This is a genomic window from Pantoea sp. Ae19-2, assembly GCF_059801205.1.
Map to the genome: position 1 here is coordinate 240,340 of NZ_JBCHWE010000001.1, position 18,690 is coordinate 259,029.

Annotated in this window: 18 protein-coding genes; 12 read left to right on the forward strand and 6 right to left on the reverse strand. The window is 54.8% G+C overall.

What is annotated here, in order from left to right; genetic code table 11:
* Nucleotides 1-53 precede the first annotated feature (53 nt).
* Nucleotides 54-548 carry a cupin domain-containing protein gene (locus AAIE03_RS01150; RefSeq protein WP_014594486.1) on the forward strand — a complete coding sequence of 165 codons (495 nt, stop codon included), beginning with the start codon at nt 54-56 and terminating at the stop codon, nt 546-548.
* Here AAIE03_RS01150 and AAIE03_RS01155 read toward each other — a convergent pair.
* Nucleotides 545-1,171 carry a hypothetical protein gene (locus tag AAIE03_RS01155; protein ID WP_028715750.1) on the reverse strand — a complete coding sequence of 209 codons (627 nt, stop codon included), beginning with the start codon at nt 1,169-1,171 and terminating at the stop codon, nt 545-547. The genes AAIE03_RS01150 and AAIE03_RS01155 overlap by 4 nt on opposite strands.
* A gap of 367 nt (nt 1,172-1,538) precedes the next feature.
* Here AAIE03_RS01155 and AAIE03_RS01160 point away from each other — a divergent pair, with 367 nt between their 5' ends.
* Complete coding sequence (locus AAIE03_RS01160; RefSeq protein ID WP_014605137.1) at nt 1,539-2,702, forward strand: MFS transporter; 1,164 nt, start codon at nt 1,539-1,541, stop codon at nt 2,700-2,702.
* Here the strand turns inward: AAIE03_RS01160 and AAIE03_RS01165 are convergent.
* Nucleotides 2,699-3,619, reverse strand: coding sequence for a LysR family transcriptional regulator (locus AAIE03_RS01165; RefSeq protein WP_013026994.1), 921 nt, complete (start codon nt 3,617-3,619; stop codon nt 2,699-2,701). The two genes, AAIE03_RS01160 and AAIE03_RS01165, sit on opposite strands and share 4 nt — an antisense overlap.
* A gap of 100 nt (nt 3,620-3,719) precedes the next feature.
* On the opposite strand from AAIE03_RS01165, the gene lysA reads away from it, so the two are divergent.
* Nucleotides 3,720-4,970: a diaminopimelate decarboxylase gene (gene lysA, locus AAIE03_RS01170; RefSeq protein WP_488137125.1), complete on the forward strand. Its 1,251-nt coding sequence runs from the start codon at nt 3,720-3,722 to the stop codon at nt 4,968-4,970.
* Between the two features lie 69 nt (nt 4,971-5,039).
* Here the strand turns inward: lysA and AAIE03_RS01175 are convergent, their stop codons facing one another.
* The 4 genes from AAIE03_RS01175 to mutH all read right to left on the reverse strand — a co-directional run bounded on the left by AAIE03_RS01175 (nt 5,040) and on the right by mutH (nt 8,046).
* Nucleotides 5,040-6,080 carry an NADP(H)-dependent aldo-keto reductase gene (locus tag AAIE03_RS01175; RefSeq protein WP_014594482.1) on the reverse strand — a complete coding sequence of 347 codons (1,041 nt, stop codon included), beginning with the start codon at nt 6,078-6,080 and terminating at the stop codon, nt 5,040-5,042.
* A 140-nt stretch (nt 6,081-6,220) separates the two neighbouring features.
* Entirely contained in the window at nt 6,221-6,439 is a 219-nt protein-coding gene (locus AAIE03_RS01180) for a YgdI/YgdR family lipoprotein (RefSeq protein ID WP_014594481.1), read from the reverse strand.
* A 118-nt stretch (nt 6,440-6,557) separates the two neighbouring features.
* On the reverse strand, nt 6,558-7,268 hold the full coding sequence (locus tag AAIE03_RS01185) for a TerC family protein (protein ID WP_014605139.1): 711 nt from the start codon (nt 7,266-7,268) through the stop codon (nt 6,558-6,560).
* Nucleotides 7,269-7,368: 100 nt separating this feature from the next.
* Nucleotides 7,369-8,046, reverse strand: coding sequence for a DNA mismatch repair endonuclease MutH (gene mutH / locus AAIE03_RS01190; protein ID WP_028723279.1), 678 nt, complete (start codon nt 8,044-8,046; stop codon nt 7,369-7,371).
* 686 nt (nt 8,047-8,732) lie between these two features.
* Between mutH and rppH the strand changes: the two genes are divergently transcribed.
* The 9 genes from rppH (at nt 8,733) to recC (ending at nt 18,665) form a co-directional block, all read left to right on the forward strand.
* Nucleotides 8,733-9,260 (forward strand): RNA pyrophosphohydrolase, encoded by a 528-nt coding sequence (gene rppH / locus AAIE03_RS01195; RefSeq protein WP_013026988.1) that lies wholly within the window; start codon nt 8,733-8,735, stop codon nt 9,258-9,260.
* A gap of 12 nt (nt 9,261-9,272) precedes the next feature.
* On the forward strand, nt 9,273-11,519 hold the full coding sequence (ptsP, locus tag AAIE03_RS01200) for a phosphoenolpyruvate--protein phosphotransferase (RefSeq protein ID WP_028723278.1): 2,247 nt from the start codon (nt 9,273-9,275) through the stop codon (nt 11,517-11,519).
* 109 nt (nt 11,520-11,628) lie between these two features.
* Nucleotides 11,629-12,510: a prolipoprotein diacylglyceryl transferase gene (lgt, locus tag AAIE03_RS01205; protein WP_024471441.1), complete on the forward strand. Its 882-nt coding sequence runs from the start codon at nt 11,629-11,631 to the stop codon at nt 12,508-12,510.
* The gene (gene thyA, locus AAIE03_RS01210) at nt 12,507-13,301 is read left to right on the forward strand and encodes a thymidylate synthase (protein WP_014594480.1); all 795 of its coding nucleotides are present in this window, start codon (nt 12,507-12,509) and stop codon (nt 13,299-13,301) included. The genes lgt and thyA overlap by 4 nt, the downstream gene beginning before the upstream one ends.
* Nucleotides 13,302-13,493: 192 nt before the next feature.
* Nucleotides 13,494-13,964, forward strand: a complete 471-nt coding sequence (locus tag AAIE03_RS01215; RefSeq protein ID WP_028723277.1) for a prepilin peptidase-dependent protein — start codon at nt 13,494-13,496, stop codon at nt 13,962-13,964.
* Nucleotides 13,961-14,488 carry a prepilin peptidase-dependent protein gene (locus tag AAIE03_RS01220; protein ID WP_498562711.1) on the forward strand — a complete coding sequence of 176 codons (528 nt, stop codon included), beginning with the start codon at nt 13,961-13,963 and terminating at the stop codon, nt 14,486-14,488. The genes AAIE03_RS01215 and AAIE03_RS01220 overlap by 4 nt, the downstream gene beginning before the upstream one ends.
* Nucleotides 14,485-14,889: a DUF2509 family protein gene (locus AAIE03_RS01225; protein WP_014594478.1), complete on the forward strand. Its 405-nt coding sequence runs from the start codon at nt 14,485-14,487 to the stop codon at nt 14,887-14,889. Before AAIE03_RS01220 ends, AAIE03_RS01225 begins: the two co-directional genes overlap by 4 nt.
* On the forward strand, nt 14,849-15,175 hold the full coding sequence (locus AAIE03_RS01230; RefSeq protein ID WP_019104747.1) for a prepilin-type N-terminal cleavage/methylation domain-containing protein: 327 nt from the start codon (nt 14,849-14,851) through the stop codon (nt 15,173-15,175). Before AAIE03_RS01225 ends, AAIE03_RS01230 begins: the two co-directional genes overlap by 41 nt.
* Nucleotides 15,176-15,287: 112 nt before the next feature.
* Nucleotides 15,288-18,665: an exodeoxyribonuclease V subunit gamma gene (recC, locus tag AAIE03_RS01235; protein ID WP_015699608.1), complete on the forward strand. Its 3,378-nt coding sequence runs from the start codon at nt 15,288-15,290 to the stop codon at nt 18,663-18,665.
* Nucleotides 18,666-18,690: the final 25 nt, after the last annotated feature.

Below are 18,690 nucleotides of genomic sequence, written 5' to 3' on the forward strand. Positions count from 1 at the left end.
GAGTAATCCCGTCCCCTCTGCCAGGCTGAACATCTCAACCTGGAGCCACCATTATGAAGCCACGTCCTGACTGTATTCTTCACTGGCAAGCGCTGGAAGGCGAAGACAACGAACATTATTCCGATAGCGATGAGCTGATGTCCATTGGTACACCACTGGCGAAACTGTCTGGATTAACCCGGCTGGGCATTCATCATGAAAGGTTGCCGCCCGGACGCCGCATGTCTTATCCCCATGCGGAAAGTGCGGAAGAGGAGTTTATCTTCGTGCTGGAAGGTTATCCACACGCGTGGATCAATGGCGAATTGTATCCGCTGTCACCGGGAGAGGCCGTGGCGTTTCCGGCCGGTACCGGCATTTGTCACACCTTTATCAATAACAGCGACGCCGACGCGCGCTTTCTGGTGATCGGCGAGGTCAGCAAAGCGGAGAACCGCATTACCTATCCGCTAAACCGCGACTACGAAGCCACGCGCGAAGACAAGTGGCTTAACCCACCGCAACAGCAGATGGGCACACATCCCGGACTGCCGGACGAAAAGCCTTAAGATTTCACAGCATTATCCAGCCAGGTCTGGAAGCGTGAGTAGGGCACATAGAGCGCCACATCTTTATACAGCGTTTTTCCGCTCTGGTTGTCGTTGATGCGCTGGCTGTAACCCACAATCACGCCTGCCAGCGTGTCGTCAGATGCATTATAAACCGCGCCCCCTGACATGCCCTTAACCACGCCCGCATTGGCGGCCACGACAACGCAGTTCGCTTTGTTCCAGTCATTTGCCAGCGTGGTGTTCACCAGGTTTTTCCCGGTAGAGCTCACGGGCATTGCAGAGATGAAGCTGTAGCCGTAAAGATTCACTTTGTCGCCAATATGGCTGTTACGGAAGGACGGTGGCAGGTTGGCTTCGCTGTTCTTGTGGTAGACGACCGCGAGATCGCACTCAGGATGCCAGGCTTTCACGCGGTAAAGCGAATATTTTGCGACGTGGGCGGCCGTGAGGCTGTAGTCAGGGGTAAGGGGAATAGTCGTGCCCAGCGTGCCCAGCCCCAGCACGGTGGGAATGCCTGTTACGGTCATATCCACGCGCTTCTCTGCTTCTCTACTGTATTCATAATGGCCGACTGAGCAGCCTGTAAGACTGATTACCATCAAAACGATAAGCCGTTGCATTTTCTCTCTCCGCGTCAGTTGGACTGCATTTCATCTGGCGATTCATAAGAGCTATATCGGCAACGCTAATACTTTATTGATAACTAAAATCGGTATTAGCAAAAAAACGGCTACTTCGCTGGCAACCTTTATCATCGTCCGGTGCGTTACGCGGCGGCATCCTCGCTAACTGTATGTTTAATAAGCCTGGTTGATGTGTGTGTCAATTATTGCCATACACGCAATAGATTGTTGTTGTTATGTGAGTATCAGATGACAGGTAGCTATGCTGTAATACGTAGTGTGATATAGATCATAAATTATAGCTCGTTTATCAGGATGCATGCGTCATCCGTCTCGTTGTAATTATCATTTTTGGGAGAGTGTTATGCCTGTTGCATTGCTTGCACTGGCGCTGAGTGCGTTCGCTATCGGAACCACTGAGTTTGTGATCATGGGCCTGTTGCCGGAGGTCGCAAACGATTTGCGCGTGTCCATTCCGTCCGCAGGTTGGTTAATTAGCGGCTATGCATTAGGCGTAGCAATCGGTGCACCGATCATGGCGCTGTTAACGGCGAAGTTGCCCCGTAAAAAAACGCTGATTCTGTTGATGGTAATTTTTATTATCGGCAATCTGCTGTGTGCTCTGGCCTACAGCTATAACCTGCTGATGCTGGCACGGGTGATTACCGCCCTCTGTCACGGAGCTTTCTTTGGGATTGGATCGGTGGTCGCGGCCAGTCTGGTTTCCGCCGATCGTCAGGCTTCTGCCGTGGCGTTGATGTTTACCGGTCTGACGCTGGCCAATGTATTGGGCGTGCCGTTGGGAACCTGGTTTGGTCAGCTGTTTGGCTGGCGTGCGACATTCTGGGGCGTTTCGGCTATCGGCGTACTGGCCTTCATTGCCTTAATCACCAGCCTGCCGGGAAATAAGAATGAGAAGCCGGTCGATCTGGCGAGCGAAATCAGCGCGCTGGCCAACGTCAAACTGTGGCTGTCATTACTGATGACGGTCTGTTTTGCTGCCGCCATGTTTGCCCTGTTTAGCTACATAGCACCGCTGCTGCTGCAGGTTACCGGCATCAGCGATCGTGGCGTGAGCTGGACGTTGTTTCTGATTGGCGCGGGCCTGACCGTGGGCAATATTCTGGGGGGCAAAATGGCCGACCGCAAAGTCTCCCTGAGCCTGATAGGCAGTTTTTCGCTGATTACGCTGTTCTCACTGCTGTTTAGCTGGACCAGCCACGCGCTCTGGCTGGCGGAGATCACCTTGTTCCTGTGGGCAATGGCAACCTTTGCCACGGTTCCCGGCCTGCAGATCAATGTGGTGCGTCACGGTAAAGAGGCACCTAATCTGGTTTCCACCCTGAATATTTCTGCCTTTAACGTTGGCAATGCGCTTGGCGCGTGGGTAGGCGGCGCGGTGATTGCGCGCGGCTATGGACTGACCGCGGTTCCTGTTGCCGCCGCCGCGCTGGCGGCGGTTGGACTGATGGTTTGCTTGATCACCTTCCGCAAATCCGGCGGTGCTGCGGCCCGGGTGCATGCCTAAGCGAGTCTGTCCGCAATTTGCTCAGGAAAACGGGCCACCTGTTGCTGCAGGTGGTTCACAAACGCCTCTACCAGCGCGGATGCCGGCCGATGCTGCGGCCTGACGAGGCTAACGGTAAAAGGCACAGCGACGCTAAAAGGGCGCATCACCACACCGCTGTCGGCGTAATCCAGCGCCGTCAGCGGATTCACCACTGAGATCCCCACTCCGGCCTGCACCATCGCGCACACGGACGCCGCGCTGTGGGTTTCCATCACCATCCTGCGTGTCACACCTTGCTCATGAAACAGTGCGTCGAGCAGCTGGCGGTAGCTGTCCGTGCGCGACAGGCTGACATAGTTCTCACCGGCGAAGTCCTGCGGCGTCAGCAAGGCGCGCTGCGCCAGGCGATGGTGCTGCGGTAACACGCACACTTCATCGCAGGTCAGCAGCGCCTGGCGATCGGTCCCGGCGGGGGCGTGCTGCGTTTCCGTAATGCCCAGATCGTAACGCTGAGCCGACAACCACTCTTCCAGTAACGGGGATTCCTGCGGAATAATGTTCAGACTGACATCAGGGTAGCGCTGCAAAAAGGTCTGGCAGACGGGCGGCAGCAGTGACTGGGAAAAAACCGGCAGGCAGGCGATAGAGAGCTCACCCTGGCGAAACTGGCGTAATCCCTCTGCGGCATCAATGATGCGATCCAGCCCATACCATGAGCGCTGCACTTCTTCGAACAGCCGTAAGCCCTGTACGGTAGGCTGTAAGCGGCCGCGCACGCGCTCAAACAGCGTCAGACTCAGCTGCCGTTCCAGTCGCGCCAGCTCGCGGCTGACGGTAGGCTGGGACGTCTGCAGCAGAGTCGCAGCCTGCGTGAGGTTTCCGCTGGTCATAACAGCATGAAAAATCTCGATATGCCGCCAGTTGATTTTTGCCATGCATCATTCCATATCATTTTTGCATAGATGCTATTAAAACAGATATTTTTCGGCATGGCACGATTCTGGCTTAATGGTTTTATTGCCACAGGAGAACCCCATGCCTCGTCCACTTAATACCACCGAAACCGCCCTGAACGTCGATAATTTACTGCCGCTGGCACGTCAGTACAGCGGCCCGTTCTGGGTTTATGATGCGCAGGTTATCCAACAGCGTATTGCTCAACTCCACGCATTTGATGTGGTGCGCTTTGCGCAAAAAGCCTGTTCTAACACCCACATTCTGCGCCTGATGCATTCTGCGGGCGTTAAGGTTGATTCGGTTTCCCTGGGCGAAATTGAGCGTGCGCTGGTGGCCGGTTTTCAGCCCGACAGTGACGAAATCGTATTCACTGCCGATGTCCTGGATAACCCTACGCTTGCCAGGATTGCAGAGCTTAAGGTGCCGGTTAACGCCGGATCCGTCGATATGCTGCATCAACTGGGTGCCGTTTCGCCAGGACATGCCGTCTGGCTGCGCATTAACCCCGGCTTTGGTCACGGGCACAGCCAAAAAACCAATACCGGTGGCGAAAACAGTAAGCACGGCATCTGGCCCAGCGATTTGCCCGCTGCTCAGGCGGCCATCGAACAATATGGACTGCGCCTGATCGGCATTCATATGCATATCGGTTCAGGCGTGGACTATGCGCACCTGCAGCAGGTCTGCGATGCCATGGTGGATTTGGTCGTGGAATTTGGCCAGGATCTTGAGGCTATCTCTGCCGGAGGCGGTTTATCCATTCCCTATCACTACGGGGAAGAGGCGATCGATACCGATCACTATTTTGGCCTGTGGGACACGGCACGCCAGCGCGTGGCGGACCATCTGGGCCATGCCGTGAAGCTGGAAATCGAACCCGGCCGTTTCCTGGTCGCGGAGTCAGGCGTGCTGGTCTCTCAGGTTCGGGCAGTAAAAGAGATGGGCAGCCGCCACTTTGTGCTGGTGGATGCAGGCTTCAGTGATCTGATGCGCCCCTCCATGTACGGCAGCTACCATCATATCTCTGTGATGGCGGGCGATAACCGGGCGATCGATGAACAGGCAACGATCGACAGCGTGGTTGCAGGCCCTCTGTGCGAGTCGGGCGATGTTTTCACACAGCTTGAAGGTGGCAAGGTGGAAACCCGCGCTATTCCGGCCGCGAAAGTCGGGGATTATCTGGTGTTTCACGACACCGGCGCTTACGGCGCATCGATGTCCTCAAACTACAACAGCCGCCCACTGATTCCTGAGATCCTGTTTGAAAACGGCGAGCCGAGAGAAATCCGCCGCGCGCAGCGCATTGAAGATCTGCTGGCGCTGGAATGAGGCTACTGCGCCTGTTGAAAGACGATGACTGACAGGCCAGCCGTGCCACCGCACGGCTGGTCGTCCCCGTCAGGGGGCTGGATAGGTGTAACGGCGATGGATCGCTTCGAGTTCTTCCAGAACCTCATTGCTGAGCGTTACGTTGGCGCTGTCGATATTGATCTTTAACTGATCCAGCGTGGTTGCGCCCAGCAGGGTGCTGGACACAAAAGGTTGTTGACGAACAAACGCCAGTGCCATTTGTGAAGGATCAAGCTGATGTTTTTGGGCCAGCGCCACATATTCCGCCACCGCCAGTTGAGACTGCTCACCGCTGTAGCGGGTAAAGCGGCTAAACAGGGTATTACGTGAACCCGCGGGCTGCGCGCCATTCAGGTATTTACCGCTCAACGTACCAAACGCCAGGCAGGAATAGGCCAGCAGCTCCACGCCTTCATGCTGGCTGATTTCCGCCAGGCCCACTTCAAAACTGCGATTTAGCAGGCTGTAGGGGTTTTGAATAGAGACGATACGCGGCAGTTCATGCTTTTCTGCCAGCTGCAGATAACGCATGACGCCCCACGGCGTTTCATTCGACACGCCGATATAGCGGATCTTACCTGCCCGCACCTGCTCAGCCAGAGCCTCCAGCGTTTCTAACAGCGTGACAGGGACGCTGTTCTCACTGTACTGATAGCCCAGCTTGCCAAAAAAGTTGGTTTGACGCTGCGGCCAGTGAAGCTGATACAGATCGATGTAGTCGGTGTTTAAACGTTTCAGGCTGGCATCCAGCGCCTCGCGAATATTTTTGCGATCCAGCGCCATATTAGGACGAATCGACGCATCGTTGCCGCGCGTTGGGCCGGCAACTTTACTGGCAAGAACGATTTTGTCTCGGCTACCGGTCTTTTTTAACCAGCTGCCAATATATTTTTCGGTCAGCCCCTGAGTTTCGGGCCGCGGGGGAACAGGATACATCTCGGCAGTATCAATCAGGTTGATGCCCGAACTGAGGGCTAAATCCAGTTGAGCGTGGGCGTCGGCTTCGCTGTTTTGCTCACCAAACGTCATGGTGCCCAATCCAAGCTGGCTCACTTCCAGCGAGCTATGGGGGATACGGTGATAGTGCATTGCCGGCTTCCTTTTCTGTAGGGATAAGTAATATGACTTCAGGGACTATAGCGCGAGGCGTAGCGGCTAAGAAAGGGGGATAACAGAGAGAAATAGCCTGCCGACGCGGGGGAGGGGCGACAGGCCGATACTTTTCGCATCTAACGTTCAATAATGGTAGAAACGTCGTCACTGTTGATCTGCACCGTATGGCCTGACTGATCGGTGTATTGCACCAGCCCCGTTTCTTTATCAATGCTCGGTTTCCCTTCGGTCATAATCATCCGGCCATCTTTTGTTGCCATAACATAATTGGAACTGCATCCACCCAATGTCACCGCAGCAACGGCCAATAATACAATTTTACTCAGCCCTTTCATTATGCTCATCCTCACGAATCGTCCACTGCAAAAAGTGTAGTAATAAATCCTTTTACCGATTGGGTTAATCGTATCAATCTGAAAATAACCGGGCGGCGCGGAGCCGCCCTTGACAACATTAGTGCGTTTTTTTCTTACTGCGCATCAGGTTAAGGCACTCAACGGCCATCGAGAAGAACATGGCAAAATAAATGTAACCTTTTGGTACATGCACCGCGAAACTTTCCAGGATCAGGGTAAAACCCACCAAAATCAGGAACGAGAGAGCCAGCATTTTGACCGATGGATGACGATCAACGAACTCGCCAATACTGCGGGCAGCGACCATCATCATTAATACCGCAATTACCACTGCCGCCATCATAATAAACAAATGGTCGGAGAGGCCCACGGCCGTAATAACGGAGTCGAGACTAAAAATGATGTCGAGCAACATGATTTGAACAATGGCACCCATGAAAGAGTGAACGTTGGTTTTGTGCTCGGCTTCTTCGCCTTCTATCGTTTCATGAATCTCCATGCTGGACTTCCACAGCAAGAATAATCCACCAAACAACAGGATGAGATCGCGTGCTGAAAAAGCATGATCCATGAGGGTAAACAATGGGTTGGTCAGTCTTGCGACCCAGGCAATAGAGGCCAGTAAACCCAGACGCATCAGCATTGCGCCCATTAAACCGATACGGCGTGCGCGGGCTTGCTGATGTTTGGGGAGTTTTGCCACCACTAACGACAGAAAGATAATGTTATCAATGCCCAGAACCACTTCCAGAATGGTCAGGGTGCCCAGCGCCAGCCAGGCGTTGGGATCGGTAATCCACTCGAACATACCTGCACTCATATCCTAAACGAAAATTAAACAAAGATTATACGCACCAAATTTGTCTAACTCACATTTAAATAACGCCAGGGACGCGAGAATAAGGTTGTCAGACCAGAAAATGGCGTGCCAGAAGCGGGCCTGTAAAACTTTTCTTGAGATAAAAACCGCGTGGCAGCGTCATGATGGGCTGCCCGCGATCGCCGATCCCTTCCGTTAAGGCTTTGCTGTTTGCTGCCTTGGGGCGAATCTGCAGCCAGGCACCGTGACGGGCGGTGATGCGTTCTACCTGACCCAGTACGATCATATCCATCAACTCCTCCCAGTCCTGGCGCAGCATCTCGTCTTCCTGCGCGTCGGGGCTCCACAGCAGCGGCGCGCCAACCCGACGTTCGCCTAACGGAATGTCACGTTCGCCCTCTACCGGCATCCACAGGACGCGCGCCAGCTTATGGCGGACATGGCTGTTTTGCCAGGTGACGCCGCTGTTTCCGGTGAGAGGCGCAACGCAAACAAATGTTGTTTCCAGCGGTTTACCATAGCGATCGACAGGGATCGTTTTTAGTTCAATTCCCAGATGTGCGAAATCCTGTTCTGCTTTACTGCCCGCACTGGCACCCAGATGCCATTCCAGCAGCATTCCGACCCAGCCTTTATCCCGTTTCAGGTTGGCCGGTATCGGAATGCCTGCCTGACCGGCCAGGGTTTGCAGCGTTAAACCTGCCAGTGACTGGGCGCGCGATAACAGTGTTGACTCGTCTTCAGGTGGCCCGGGAAGGAATGTCATGTGAATAACTCATAATGATTAATAATTAAGCAGCCTGCGGCAGCCTCAGGTTTTCCACAGGAAAGAACGCGGTATAACTCACATAATAACATGAAACATAGTACTTTTTTTTACAGCGAAATTGGCAGGCTCCAACGAATGTCGCAGGTTATCCCAACTTGCTCTCAATAATGAACAGGATCTTAAGCCCAGTTATCCACAGAAAAATGGGATAACCCCGTTTCAGGTTGCCTACTGGTTCCATTTACAGCCTTGACTTTACTGTTTTTCAACAAAAATTAAGCCGTTTGATGCAAGCTTGAGCCGATCGCTGTGGATAAAAAGCATTGTGATGGATCTTTAGCCAATTGTCAGCGCGAAGGAATTATCCGCCTCCTTTCCGCCAGGGTAAAAGGCAGCAGGGCAAAAAAAAATTTTTATATTTCAATAGGAAGTCGTGGTCTGGTGTTTGGCACCTTCAGATTCATCCTGGTACGTTATTCAGTTAACTCCCGTGTTCTGCACAAAGCTATCCACAGAAAACGTGAATAAGATCTCTCTTTTTACGGCCTTTTGTTTATAACTTCGCATGAGTCTGTGAGTTATCCCGACTTTACGCCTCAAAGCGCCCGCAAATCCAGTGGTTTACCGCCTGTAAGGAGTGTGAAACAATCAGACCATTCAAATTTAGCTTTTGAGGTAGTCCAGTGATCGATGATGATGGCTACCGCCCGAATGTTGGTATCGTAATTTGTAACAGGCAGGGGCAAGTGTTATGGGCCAGGCGCTTTGGACAGCACTCCTGGCAATTTCCTCAGGGAGGCATCAATCCCGGTGAAACCGCGGAACAGGCGATGTATCGCGAACTGTTCGAAGAAGTCGGATTACACCGCAAAGATGTTCGAATACTTGCATCTACCCGTAACTGGTTGCGCTACAAGTTGCCAAAACGTTTGGTGCGTTGGGACACAAAACCGGTTTGTATTGGTCAGAAACAAAAGTGGTTTCTTCTGCAGTTGATGTGTAATGACGCAGACATTAATGTGCAGCACAGCAGCACGCCGGAATTCGACGGCTGGCGGTGGGTAAGCTTTTGGTATCCGGTCCGTCAGGTTGTCTCCTTTAAGCGCGATGTTTATCGTCGGGTGATGAAAGAGTTCGCTGGCGTAGTGATGTCCATGCAGGAGAGTGCGGTGCAGCGAAATCATCCTGCCCATCGACGTAAAAGAGGATAGGCCACGCCCTTTATGCTCACTCAGTTGCGAGAAATTGTTGAAAAGGTGGCGAGTGCGCCACGTCTGAATGAAGCACTCGACATTCTGGTTAATGAGATCTGCCTGGCGATGGAAACGGAAGTCTGTTCCGTCTACCTCGCCGATCACGAACGCCGGTGTTATTACCTGATGGCGACACGCGGTCTGAAAAAACCGCGTGGGCTAACGGTCAAGCTGGCGTTTGATGAAGGTATTGTCGGTCTGGTGGGGCGACTCGCTGAGCCGATTAACCTTGCCGATGCGCAGAGCCATCCCAGCTTTAAGTACATTCCTTCAGTAAAGGAAGAGCGCTATCGCTCTTTCCTTGGCGTGCCTATTATCAGCCGCCGCCAGCTTATGGGCGTGCTGGTGGTTCAGCAGCGTGAACATCGACAGTTTGACGAAAGTGAAGAGTCGTTTCTCGTTACCCTGGCCACGCAGCTGGCTGCCTTACTGTCGCAATCGCAACTGAGTCAGTTGTTTGGTCAATATCGTCTGGCACGCATTCGGGCTATTGCTGCCGCCCCAGGCGTTGCCGTCGCGCCGGGCTGGGTAGACGAAACCCAGCCCTTACTCGATCAGGTTTCTGCCGCCTCAACGCTGGATCCGCAGCGTGAACGCGAGCGTTTGTCGCTGGCCATGGCCGAAGCCGCCAGTGAATTCCGTCGCTTCAGTAAACGCTTTACCGCCAGCGCGCAAAAAGAGAGTGCGGCGATCTTCGATCTCTACTCGCACCTGTTAACGGACGCACGCCTGAAAAAGGATCTTTTCGCAGAGATCGAGCGGGGATCCGTTGCCGAGTGGGCGGTCAAAACCGTCATTGAAAAGTTTGCCGCCCAGTTTGCCAGCCTGACGGACAGCTATCTGAAAGAGCGCGCCGGCGATCTGCGGGTGTTGGGTCAACGTTTGCTGTTCCATCTCGATGATTCTCTGGTAGGCGTGAACGCCTGGCCTGAGCGTTTCGTGCTGGTGGCTGACGAACTCACCGCCACAACGCTGGCGGAAATTCCGCACGAGCGTCTGGCAGGGATTGTGGTACGCGACGGCGCGGCGAACTCCCATGCGGCCATTTTGACCCGGGCGATGGGCATTCCGACCGTCATGGGTGCGGACATTCAACCCAGTCAGTTAAATAAACGTTTGCTGATTGTCGATGGCTATCGCGGTGAACTGCTGATCGATCCTGAACCGGTTCTGGTGCAGGAGTACCAGCGGCTAATCAGTGAAGAAAATGCCCTCAGCAAAATGGCTGAAGGCGGCGTGGACAGGCCGGGCGAGCTGCGTAGCGGTCAACGTATACAGGTTATGCTGAACGCGGGGCTGAGCCCGGAGCATGAGCAAACGCTGGGCAGCTGGGTTGACGGTATTGGCCTTTACCGCACTGAAATTCCCTTTATGCTGCAAAGCGGTTTTCCATCGGAAGAAGAGCAGGTTGCTCAGTATCAGGGCATGCTGCAGCTGTTCCACGAAAAGCCGGTTACGCTGCGCACGCTGGATATCGGGGCAGATAAGCAGTTGCCTTACATGCCGATCAGTGAAGAGAATCCTTGCCTGGGCTGGCGGGGCATTCGTCTCACGCTCGACCAACCAGAGATTTTTATGGTGCAGGTGCGCGCGATGCTGCGTGCTAACGCCGCGTCAGGCAATTTGAGTATTTTGTTGCCGATGATCAGCCATATCGATGAGATAGACGAAGCCAGGCGGCTCATTCAGCGTGCCGGGACAGAAGTGGAAGAGATGCTCGGCTATACCATTCCGGCGCCGCGCATCGGGATTATGATTGAAGTGCCTTCTATGCTGTTTATGATCCCGCACCTCGCGTCGCGCGTCGATTTTGTGTCTGTCGGGACCAATGACCTGACGCAGTATTTACTGGCGGTGGATCGTAACAATACCCGCGTGGCGAACCTGTATGATTCGCTGCATCCGGCTATGCTGCGTGCGCTACAGGCAATTTCTATTGAAGCCCATTTGGCGAATCTGGAATTATGCTTATGTGGTGAAATGGCGGGCGATCCGATGTGTGTGGCACTATTGATAGGGATGGGATATCACCATCTCAGCATGAACGGCAAGAATGTCTCACGCGTTAAATATCTGCTGCGTCACCTGGATTATGAAGAAGTCCAGAAACTCAGTATCCAGGCGCTCAAAGCCTGTTCAGCGTCAGATGTGCGTCAGCTGGTCTCGGCGTTTATGGAAGAGCGCGGCCTGGGCGGCCTGATTCGCGGCGGTCGTTAACCCAGGTTACATTTCTGCGGCTACTCAGAAAACTGGCTGTGCTATCATGCCCAGCCCTAATTTATGTACATCACGTCCCCTTTTCAGGGCTGAAAATAAACGGTGAATGATGAATAACGGCTATATCGCATTTCCGCAGTTCGATCCGGTAATCTTCTCGATCGGACCGCTTTCGCTTCACTGGTACGGATTGATGTATCTGGTGGGTTTTGTTTTCGCCATGTGGCTGGCGGTGCGTCGGGCCAACAAGCCAGGCAGCGGCTGGAAAAAAGAGGAAGTAGAGAACCTGCTTTACGCGGGCTTCCTGGGCGTTTTCCTGGGTGGGCGTATTGGTTATGTGCTGTTTTATAACCTGCCGCTGTTTCTCGATAATCCGCTTTACCTGTTCAAAGTCTGGGATGGCGGTATGTCATTCCACGGCGGGCTGATTGGCGTGATCCTGGTGATGCTGATATTTGCGCGTCGCACCAAACGTAATTTCTTCCAGGTCTCAGATTTTATTGCGCCGCTTATTCCCTTTGGCCTGGGCGCCGGTCGCCTGGGTAATTTTATCAATGGTGAACTCTGGGGCCGTGTCGATCCCAATTTCCGTTTCGCCATGCTCTTCCCCGGCTCGCGCAGCGAAGATATCGCGCTGGCGGCCAACAACCCACAATACCAGGCCTTACTGAACACCTATGGCGTGCTGCCGCGTCATCCTTCACAGCTGTACGAGCTGTTTCTTGAAGGCATCGTGCTGTTCATTATCCTGAACCTGTTTATTCGTAAACCTCGCCCGATGGGCAGCGTCTCTGGCCTGTTCCTGATTGGCTACGGCACATTCCGCATTATTGTTGAATTCTTCCGTCAGCCAGACGCCCAGCTTGGTTTGCTCACCGGTGGACTGAGCATGGGGCAACTCCTGTCGATCCCAATGATTATTGCCGGTGTGATTATGATGATTTGGGCGTACCGCCGTCGCCCGCAGCAACAACTTCACGAGGAAAAATGAAACAGTATCTGGACTTAATGCGCTACGTGCTGAACGAAGGCACACCAAAATCTGACCGTACCGGTACAGGCACGCTTTCAATTTTTGGTCACCAGATGCGTTTTAATCTGCAGGATGGTTTTCCGCTGGTCACCACAAAAAAGTGCCACCTGCGCTCCATCATTCATGAACTGCTGTGGTTTCTGCAGGGCGACACCAATATCGGTTACCTGAAAGAAAACAACGTCTCAATCTGGGATGAGTGGGCAGACGAGCAGGGTAATCTTGGGCCAGTCTACGGCAAGCAGTGGCGCAGTTGGGGCACGGCAAGCGGTCAGGAAATTGATCAAATCACCAAGGTGATTGAACAACTGAAACGCGATCCGGATTCCCGCCGCATTATTGTGTCAGCCTGGAACGTCGGCGAGCTGGATGAAATGGCGCTGGCACCCTGCCATGCGTTTTTCCAGTTCTATGTTGCGGACGGTAAACTCTCCTGTCAGCTTTATCAGCGCTCTTGCGATATCTTCCTGGGGCTGCCGTTTAATATCGCCAGCTATGCATTGCTGGTACATATGGTGGCACAGCAGTGCGATCTGGACGTGGGTGATTTTGTCTGGACCGGGGGCGATACGCACCTTTACAGCAACCATCTGGAGCAGGCACGTCTGCAGCTGACACGTGAGCCGCGACCGCTGCCGACGCTTGTCATCAAGCGAAAACCTGCTTCGTTGTTCGATTATCGCTTCGACGATTTCGAGATTGAAGGTTACGATCCGCATCCGGCGATTAAAGCCCCGGTTGCCGTCTGACGTTTTCCTGATAATAAGCCCCGGTATGACGTTGCATGCTGGGGCTTTTTTTATCTTTCCGCCCGGCGCTTTGCGGCGATGATCTCAAACGATGCTTCAAACACGGCATGCAGTTGAAATAGTCTGCAGCGCCGCTTCCCGTTCCCGCTTTTACTCATTGCCATCCCGCCCGCCAGATCGCACGCTGTTGCCATGAAAAGACCAACATCAAAAGGGTTTACGCTGGCAGAGCTACTGTTTGTCATGGTGATTGTCGGCATTCTCAGCGCGTTTGCCACTCAGGGCTGGCAGCGCTGGCAGCAGCGTCAACAATTACGGGATAGCGCTCGCCAGCTGCAGTTTTTTTTGCTCAGCGTACGGGCTCAGGCCAACTGGCAAAACCGCGACTTTGTGCTGTGGGCGCGAACCATGCAGCCCTGGTGCTTAGGCGTTGGCGATGCGCCGGTGAACGGCTGTGATCCCACCAGACGCCTGCATTTTATTGCGCCGCACACGGGCGTGACCTTGCAGCCGCTGCGCGGTGAGCCTGGCTTTTACGGACGTCGCAACGTGGCCAGAGCGGGCAGCATTGAGCTGGTCAATCCAGCGGGACGAATCCGGCTGATTATCTCGTCACGGGCGCGGATTCGCCTGTGCTCCTCAGAGGAAGCAGGCTGCGAATGAAAGTGGCCGGATTTAGCCTGCTGGAAATGCTGATTGCGATGGCCATCAGTGCGGTACTGATGGTGGGCGCAGGGCGCTTTATGCCGCTGCTGTTGGGGGAGAACCTCCGTCTGCAACAGCGGGTGCAATTGCAAACGGAGCTGCAGCAGATGTTGTCTACACTGGAAAAAGCCGTGCGACGGGCAGGCTATTGCCCGGGAGAATGTGGCCGTGAAGGATTAACAATAACCGGGAGCTGTCTGCTTATCCGCTTTGATGAGAACAGCAACGGTCGCTGGGAAGATATCAGCCATGGTGAAAGCGACTATTACGGCTACCGGCTGCGGCAAAAGCAGCTGGAGATGCAACGCGGTGTGGATAACTGCAATGGCAATGGCTGGGAGCGCTTGTCCGACCCCGCGTTTCTCTCTGTGGAAGCCTTTGAACTGCAGCGGGAAGGCCAGCGGGTCAGGATAATGCTGCAGGGGCGAACGGGTCAGCAGGAGGAAACAGTGGTGCGCTGGGTAGAGGGCATGAATTTGTGAAGGCGCAGGGCAACAGCGCGCTGGGGATGGTGTTAATCATCATGCTGACAGGCGGCATAACGCTACACGCCAGCCGCGACATGCTGACGCAGGGGATGCGCGGGGTTGCCGATGAGCAGCGTTTCATTCAGGGATTCTGGCAGGCGCAGTCGGCGCTGCAGTGGGGGCTGACCTTACAGTGGCCCGAGCAGCCGCCGTTATTCTGCCAACAGGAGAACCAGTATGGCTGGCAGAGCTGCCTGCAAAGAACCGCAGATGACAAAGGATTACTTAAAGGTGAAGACCGCACTGGCGAGATGGCCCTGTGGCGCTGGGTACGGGTGCAGGGCAGCACCATTCACCCTTTGCCGCAGGGCTGGATTGACTACTGCCCGCTGGCCGCGTCAGAGCAATGTTTCTGACGCGCGTGGGTTCAGCCTGCCGGAAGCCCTGTTTGCCCTGCTACTGATGGCTGTGAGCACCAGCGCTCTGCTTCAGTATCACCGGGTGTTGACGCTGGGTTTCAGTCAGCAGTGGCAGCAACGAGAAGCCTGGCGCGTTGCAGAGCAGCGACTGCTTGGCCACGAGGTGCCAGGCTGGCAATCCCGTTTCGAGAAAACACAAGGTCCGGGAGGCTGTGTGCTGGAAAAAGCCGAGGTAAGCGGGCCGCATCAACGTCACGCCAGCCTGATGCGTTTAACCTGTTAAGCGGTTAGGGCATTATGCTTACCCGCCTTTTGGTAGGCTTGAAATGCGATACGCGGTAGAGTGAGTATCCTCTGAGGTCGCTATGCCGTTTTGATTTTCCACAGGAGTTTTCATGTTTCACGTTTATCACTCTAATCAGCTTGATCTGCTCAAAAGCCTGGCAGCCAGAGTGATTAAACTGGATCCGCTTGACGATCCTTTTGCCTCAGAAATGGTGCTGGTACAAAGTCCGGGCATGGCGCAATGGTTACAGATGGAGCTGGCGCACACCTTTGGCATTGCGGCGAATATTGAATTTCCGCTACCGGCCAGTTTTATCTGGGAAATGTTTGTTCGCGTACTGCCGGACATTCCGGTCGAGAGCGCTTTTAGCAAAGCCAGCATGAGCTGGAAGCTGATGCACCGTTTACCCTCGCTGCTGCTACAGGATGAGTTTGCCTCACTGCGTCATTACCTGAGCGATGATGGTGACAAGCGCAAACTGTTTCAGCTCAGTGCCCGCGTCGCTGACCTGTTTGACCAGTATCTGGTTTATCGCGCCGACTGGCTGAACAGCTGGGAGCGGGGTCAGCACATCGACGGCCTGGGCGATGCCCAGATTTGGCAGGCGGCGCTATGGCGTGACTTAGTGAATTACACCGAGGAGCTGGGCCAGCCTAAATGGCACCGTGCCAACCTCTATGCGCGCTTTATCCATACGCTGGAGCAGACGCAGACCCCACCAGCCAACCTGCCCGAACGGGTTTTTATTTGCGGCATATCAGCGCTTCCGCCGGTCTACCTTCAGGCGTTACAGGCGCTGGGGCGACATATCGATATCTATCTGCTGTTCACGAATCCCTGCCGCGACTACTGGGGCGACATTCAGGATTATGCTTTTCTGGCGAAGTTACAAAGTCGTCAGCGTCGCCGCCACGATCGGGAGGAGTATCGTGGATTGTTTAGCGATGTGGCGCGTGCGCCTGCGCTGTTCAGTGACGAAGGCGAGCAGCAGCTCACGAACCCGCTCCTGGCTTCCTGGGGCAAGCTGGGGCGCGATAACCTTTACCTGCTCAGCCAGATGGATCTTAACAGTGAAATTGATGCCTTTGTCGATGTAGAGGAAGACAACCTGCTGCACAGCATGCAGCACGATCTTCTCAATCTGCAGGACAAGGCCGTGATCGGTCTGACGGCCGACGAACTGGCCTACAGTGGGCAAAAGCGTTGTCTGGATCCAGCGGATCGTTCCATCGCCATACAGGTTTGCCACAGTGCCCAACGCGAAGTGGAAGTGTTGCAGGATCATTTACTGGCGCGGATGGAGGCGGATCCCGGACTAAAAGCACGCGATATCATTGTCATGGTCGCCGATATTGACGCCTATGCGCCCTTTATTCAGGCCGTGTTTGCTAATGCTCCGGCCGAACGTTATCTGCCATTTGCCATCTCTGACCGCCGTGCCAGTCAGGCGCATCCGGCGATTGTGGCTTTTCTGCATTTACTGGCGCTGCCCGACAGCCGTTTCGTCTCCGAAGATGTGTTGGCGCTGCTGGACGTGCCCGCCTTAGCGAACCACTTCTCGATTGACGAAAGCGGGCTGCGTTTACTGCGGCGCTGGGTGAGCGAATCGGGCGTACGCTGGGGGCTGGATGATGCCAGCGTTGAGGCACTGGCCCTGCCGGTTACCGGTCAGCATACCTGGCGCTTTGGGCTGCAACGCATGCTGCTTGGCTATGCGATGGAAAGCCAGCATGGCGACTGGCAGGGCATCCTGCCCTACGATGAGTCAAGTGGACTGGTGGCCGAACTGGCAGGTCATCTGGCTGAGCTGCTGTCGCGGCTCAACCACTGGCGTCAGGTGCTGTCCGAACCGCGCCCGCTGGAAGCGTGGCTGCCTTTGTGCCGCGAGCTGCTCAATGCATTCTTTACGGCCGATCCCGAAACTGAAGCTGCACTGCTGCTGGTGGAAGAGCAGTGGAAGGCGTTGATTGAATACGGCATGGACGCACGCTTCGATGAGCCCATTCCGGTGGTGTTGCTGCGCGACGATCTGCGCGGCCGACTGGACCAGCAGCGTATCAGTCAGCGTTTTCTCGCCGGACAAATCAACTTTTGTACCCTGATGCCAATGCGTTCCATCCCGTTTAGCGTCGTGTGTTTACTGGGGATGAACGATGGCGTTTATCCGCGTACCCTGGCGCCGCTGGGATTTGACCTGATGCAACAGCAGTCGCGTAAAGGGGACCGTAGCCGCCGTGATGACGACCGTTACCTGTTTCTGGAGGCCCTGATCTCCGCGCAGCAACAGCTCTATATCAGCTATATCGGACGCGCGATACAGGACAATACCGAACGTTATCCGTCCGTGCTGGTCACAGAATTACTGGAATATATTGGGCAAAGTTTTTATCTGCCAGGCGATGAAGACCAGGATCTGGACGAGAGCGCGCGCCGGGTCAGGGCGCATCTGGAACACTTACACAGCCGGATGCCGTTCGCGCCCGAGAACTTTCAGCCCGCGTCGGCAGCCCACAGTTTTGCCCGCGAATGGCTTCCCGCCGCGCGGGGTACGGGTCAGCCCCAGCCCGATTTCGTTCAGCCCCTGCTCACGCCGCCCGTAGAGACATTAGCCCTTGAACAGTTCCTGCGATTCTGGCGTCATCCCGTGCGGGCCTGGTTTCAGCAACGCCTGGGCGTGAGTTTCTGGCTTGAAGAAAATGAACTCCCCGACAGCGAACCCTTTGCGCTGGATAGCCTGGAGCGTTACCAGATTAATGCCCAACTGCTGAATGCACTGGTAACAGGCGAGGACACCGATCGTCTTTATGCCCATCACCGCGCTGCCGGAAACTTACCTTATGGCGCGTTTGGTGAACTGTTCTGGCAGGCTCAGCGTGAAGAGATGCAGGAGGTGGCGGCAGACGTCACCTCTCAACGTAGCGAAGGGGAAAGCTGGGAAATCAATCTGGATCTGGACGGCGTCAGCCTGTCCGGCTGGCTGACTCAGGTGCAGAGTGACGGGCTACTGCGCTGGCGGCCAGGCGTGCTGAATATCAATGATGGTTTATTACTGTGGCTCGAACATTTAGTTTATTGTGCACTGGGCGGTAACGGCAGAAGCCGCATGTTTGGCCGCCAGCAGAGCTACTGGTGCTTCCACGCCGTTGCGCCGGATGACGCCACGGCCCAGTTAGCGCGCTACATGCAAGGTTATCTGCAAGGAATGCGCGAACCCTTGATGCTCCTGACTAAAAGCGGGGGCGCCTGGATCAGCACCTGTTTTGATAAGAAAAGCCATCAGTTCCTCAGTGATGAGGCCACGCAGCTCAAAGCCCGCAACAATTTGCTGGCGGCCTGGGTGGGGGGTTATCAGCAGGAGGGCGAGGGAAGCGATCCCTATTTGCAGCGGCTGTGCAGAGTACTGGACGAATCCCAGCTACAGCGCATAACCGAGGCGGCGGCGTGCTGGTACTCACCGGTGCTGCAGGCCCATCAGGACGATCGGTAAGTCACACCTTTGCAGGTGATGAGAA

What these genes read in the sequence shown, in the direction of transcription:
- recC (WP_015699608.1), top strand. Translation starts at nt 15,288, where the DNA reads ATGTTTCACGTTTATCACTCTAATCAGCTTGATCTGCTCAAAAGCCTG.
- AAIE03_RS01165 (WP_013026994.1), bottom strand. Translation starts at nt 3,619, where the DNA reads ATGGCAAAAATCAACTGGCGGCATATCGAGATTTTTCATGCTGTTATG.
- AAIE03_RS01185 (WP_014605139.1), bottom strand. Translation starts at nt 7,268, where the DNA reads ATGTTCGAGTGGATTACCGATCCCAACGCCTGGCTGGCGCTGGGCACC.
- AAIE03_RS01215 (WP_028723277.1), top strand. Translation starts at nt 13,494, where the DNA reads ATGAAAAGACCAACATCAAAAGGGTTTACGCTGGCAGAGCTACTGTTT.
- thyA (WP_014594480.1), top strand. Translation starts at nt 12,507, where the DNA reads ATGAAACAGTATCTGGACTTAATGCGCTACGTGCTGAACGAAGGCACA.
- lysA (WP_488137125.1), top strand. Translation starts at nt 3,720, where the DNA reads ATGCCTCGTCCACTTAATACCACCGAAACCGCCCTGAACGTCGATAAT.
- AAIE03_RS01160 (WP_014605137.1), top strand. Translation starts at nt 1,539, where the DNA reads ATGCCTGTTGCATTGCTTGCACTGGCGCTGAGTGCGTTCGCTATCGGA.
- AAIE03_RS01155 (WP_028715750.1), bottom strand. Translation starts at nt 1,171, where the DNA reads ATGCAACGGCTTATCGTTTTGATGGTAATCAGTCTTACAGGCTGCTCA.
- mutH (WP_028723279.1), bottom strand. Translation starts at nt 8,046, where the DNA reads ATGACATTCCTTCCCGGGCCACCTGAAGACGAGTCAACACTGTTATCG.
- AAIE03_RS01220 (WP_498562711.1), top strand. Translation starts at nt 13,961, where the DNA reads ATGAAAGTGGCCGGATTTAGCCTGCTGGAAATGCTGATTGCGATGGCC.
- AAIE03_RS01175 (WP_014594482.1), bottom strand. Translation starts at nt 6,080, where the DNA reads ATGCACTATCACCGTATCCCCCATAGCTCGCTGGAAGTGAGCCAGCTT.
- lgt (WP_024471441.1), top strand. Translation starts at nt 11,629, where the DNA reads ATGAATAACGGCTATATCGCATTTCCGCAGTTCGATCCGGTAATCTTC.
- AAIE03_RS01150 (WP_014594486.1), top strand. Translation starts at nt 54, where the DNA reads ATGAAGCCACGTCCTGACTGTATTCTTCACTGGCAAGCGCTGGAAGGC.
- AAIE03_RS01180 (WP_014594481.1), bottom strand. Translation starts at nt 6,439, where the DNA reads ATGAAAGGGCTGAGTAAAATTGTATTATTGGCCGTTGCTGCGGTGACA.
- ptsP (WP_028723278.1), top strand. Translation starts at nt 9,273, where the DNA reads ATGCTCACTCAGTTGCGAGAAATTGTTGAAAAGGTGGCGAGTGCGCCA.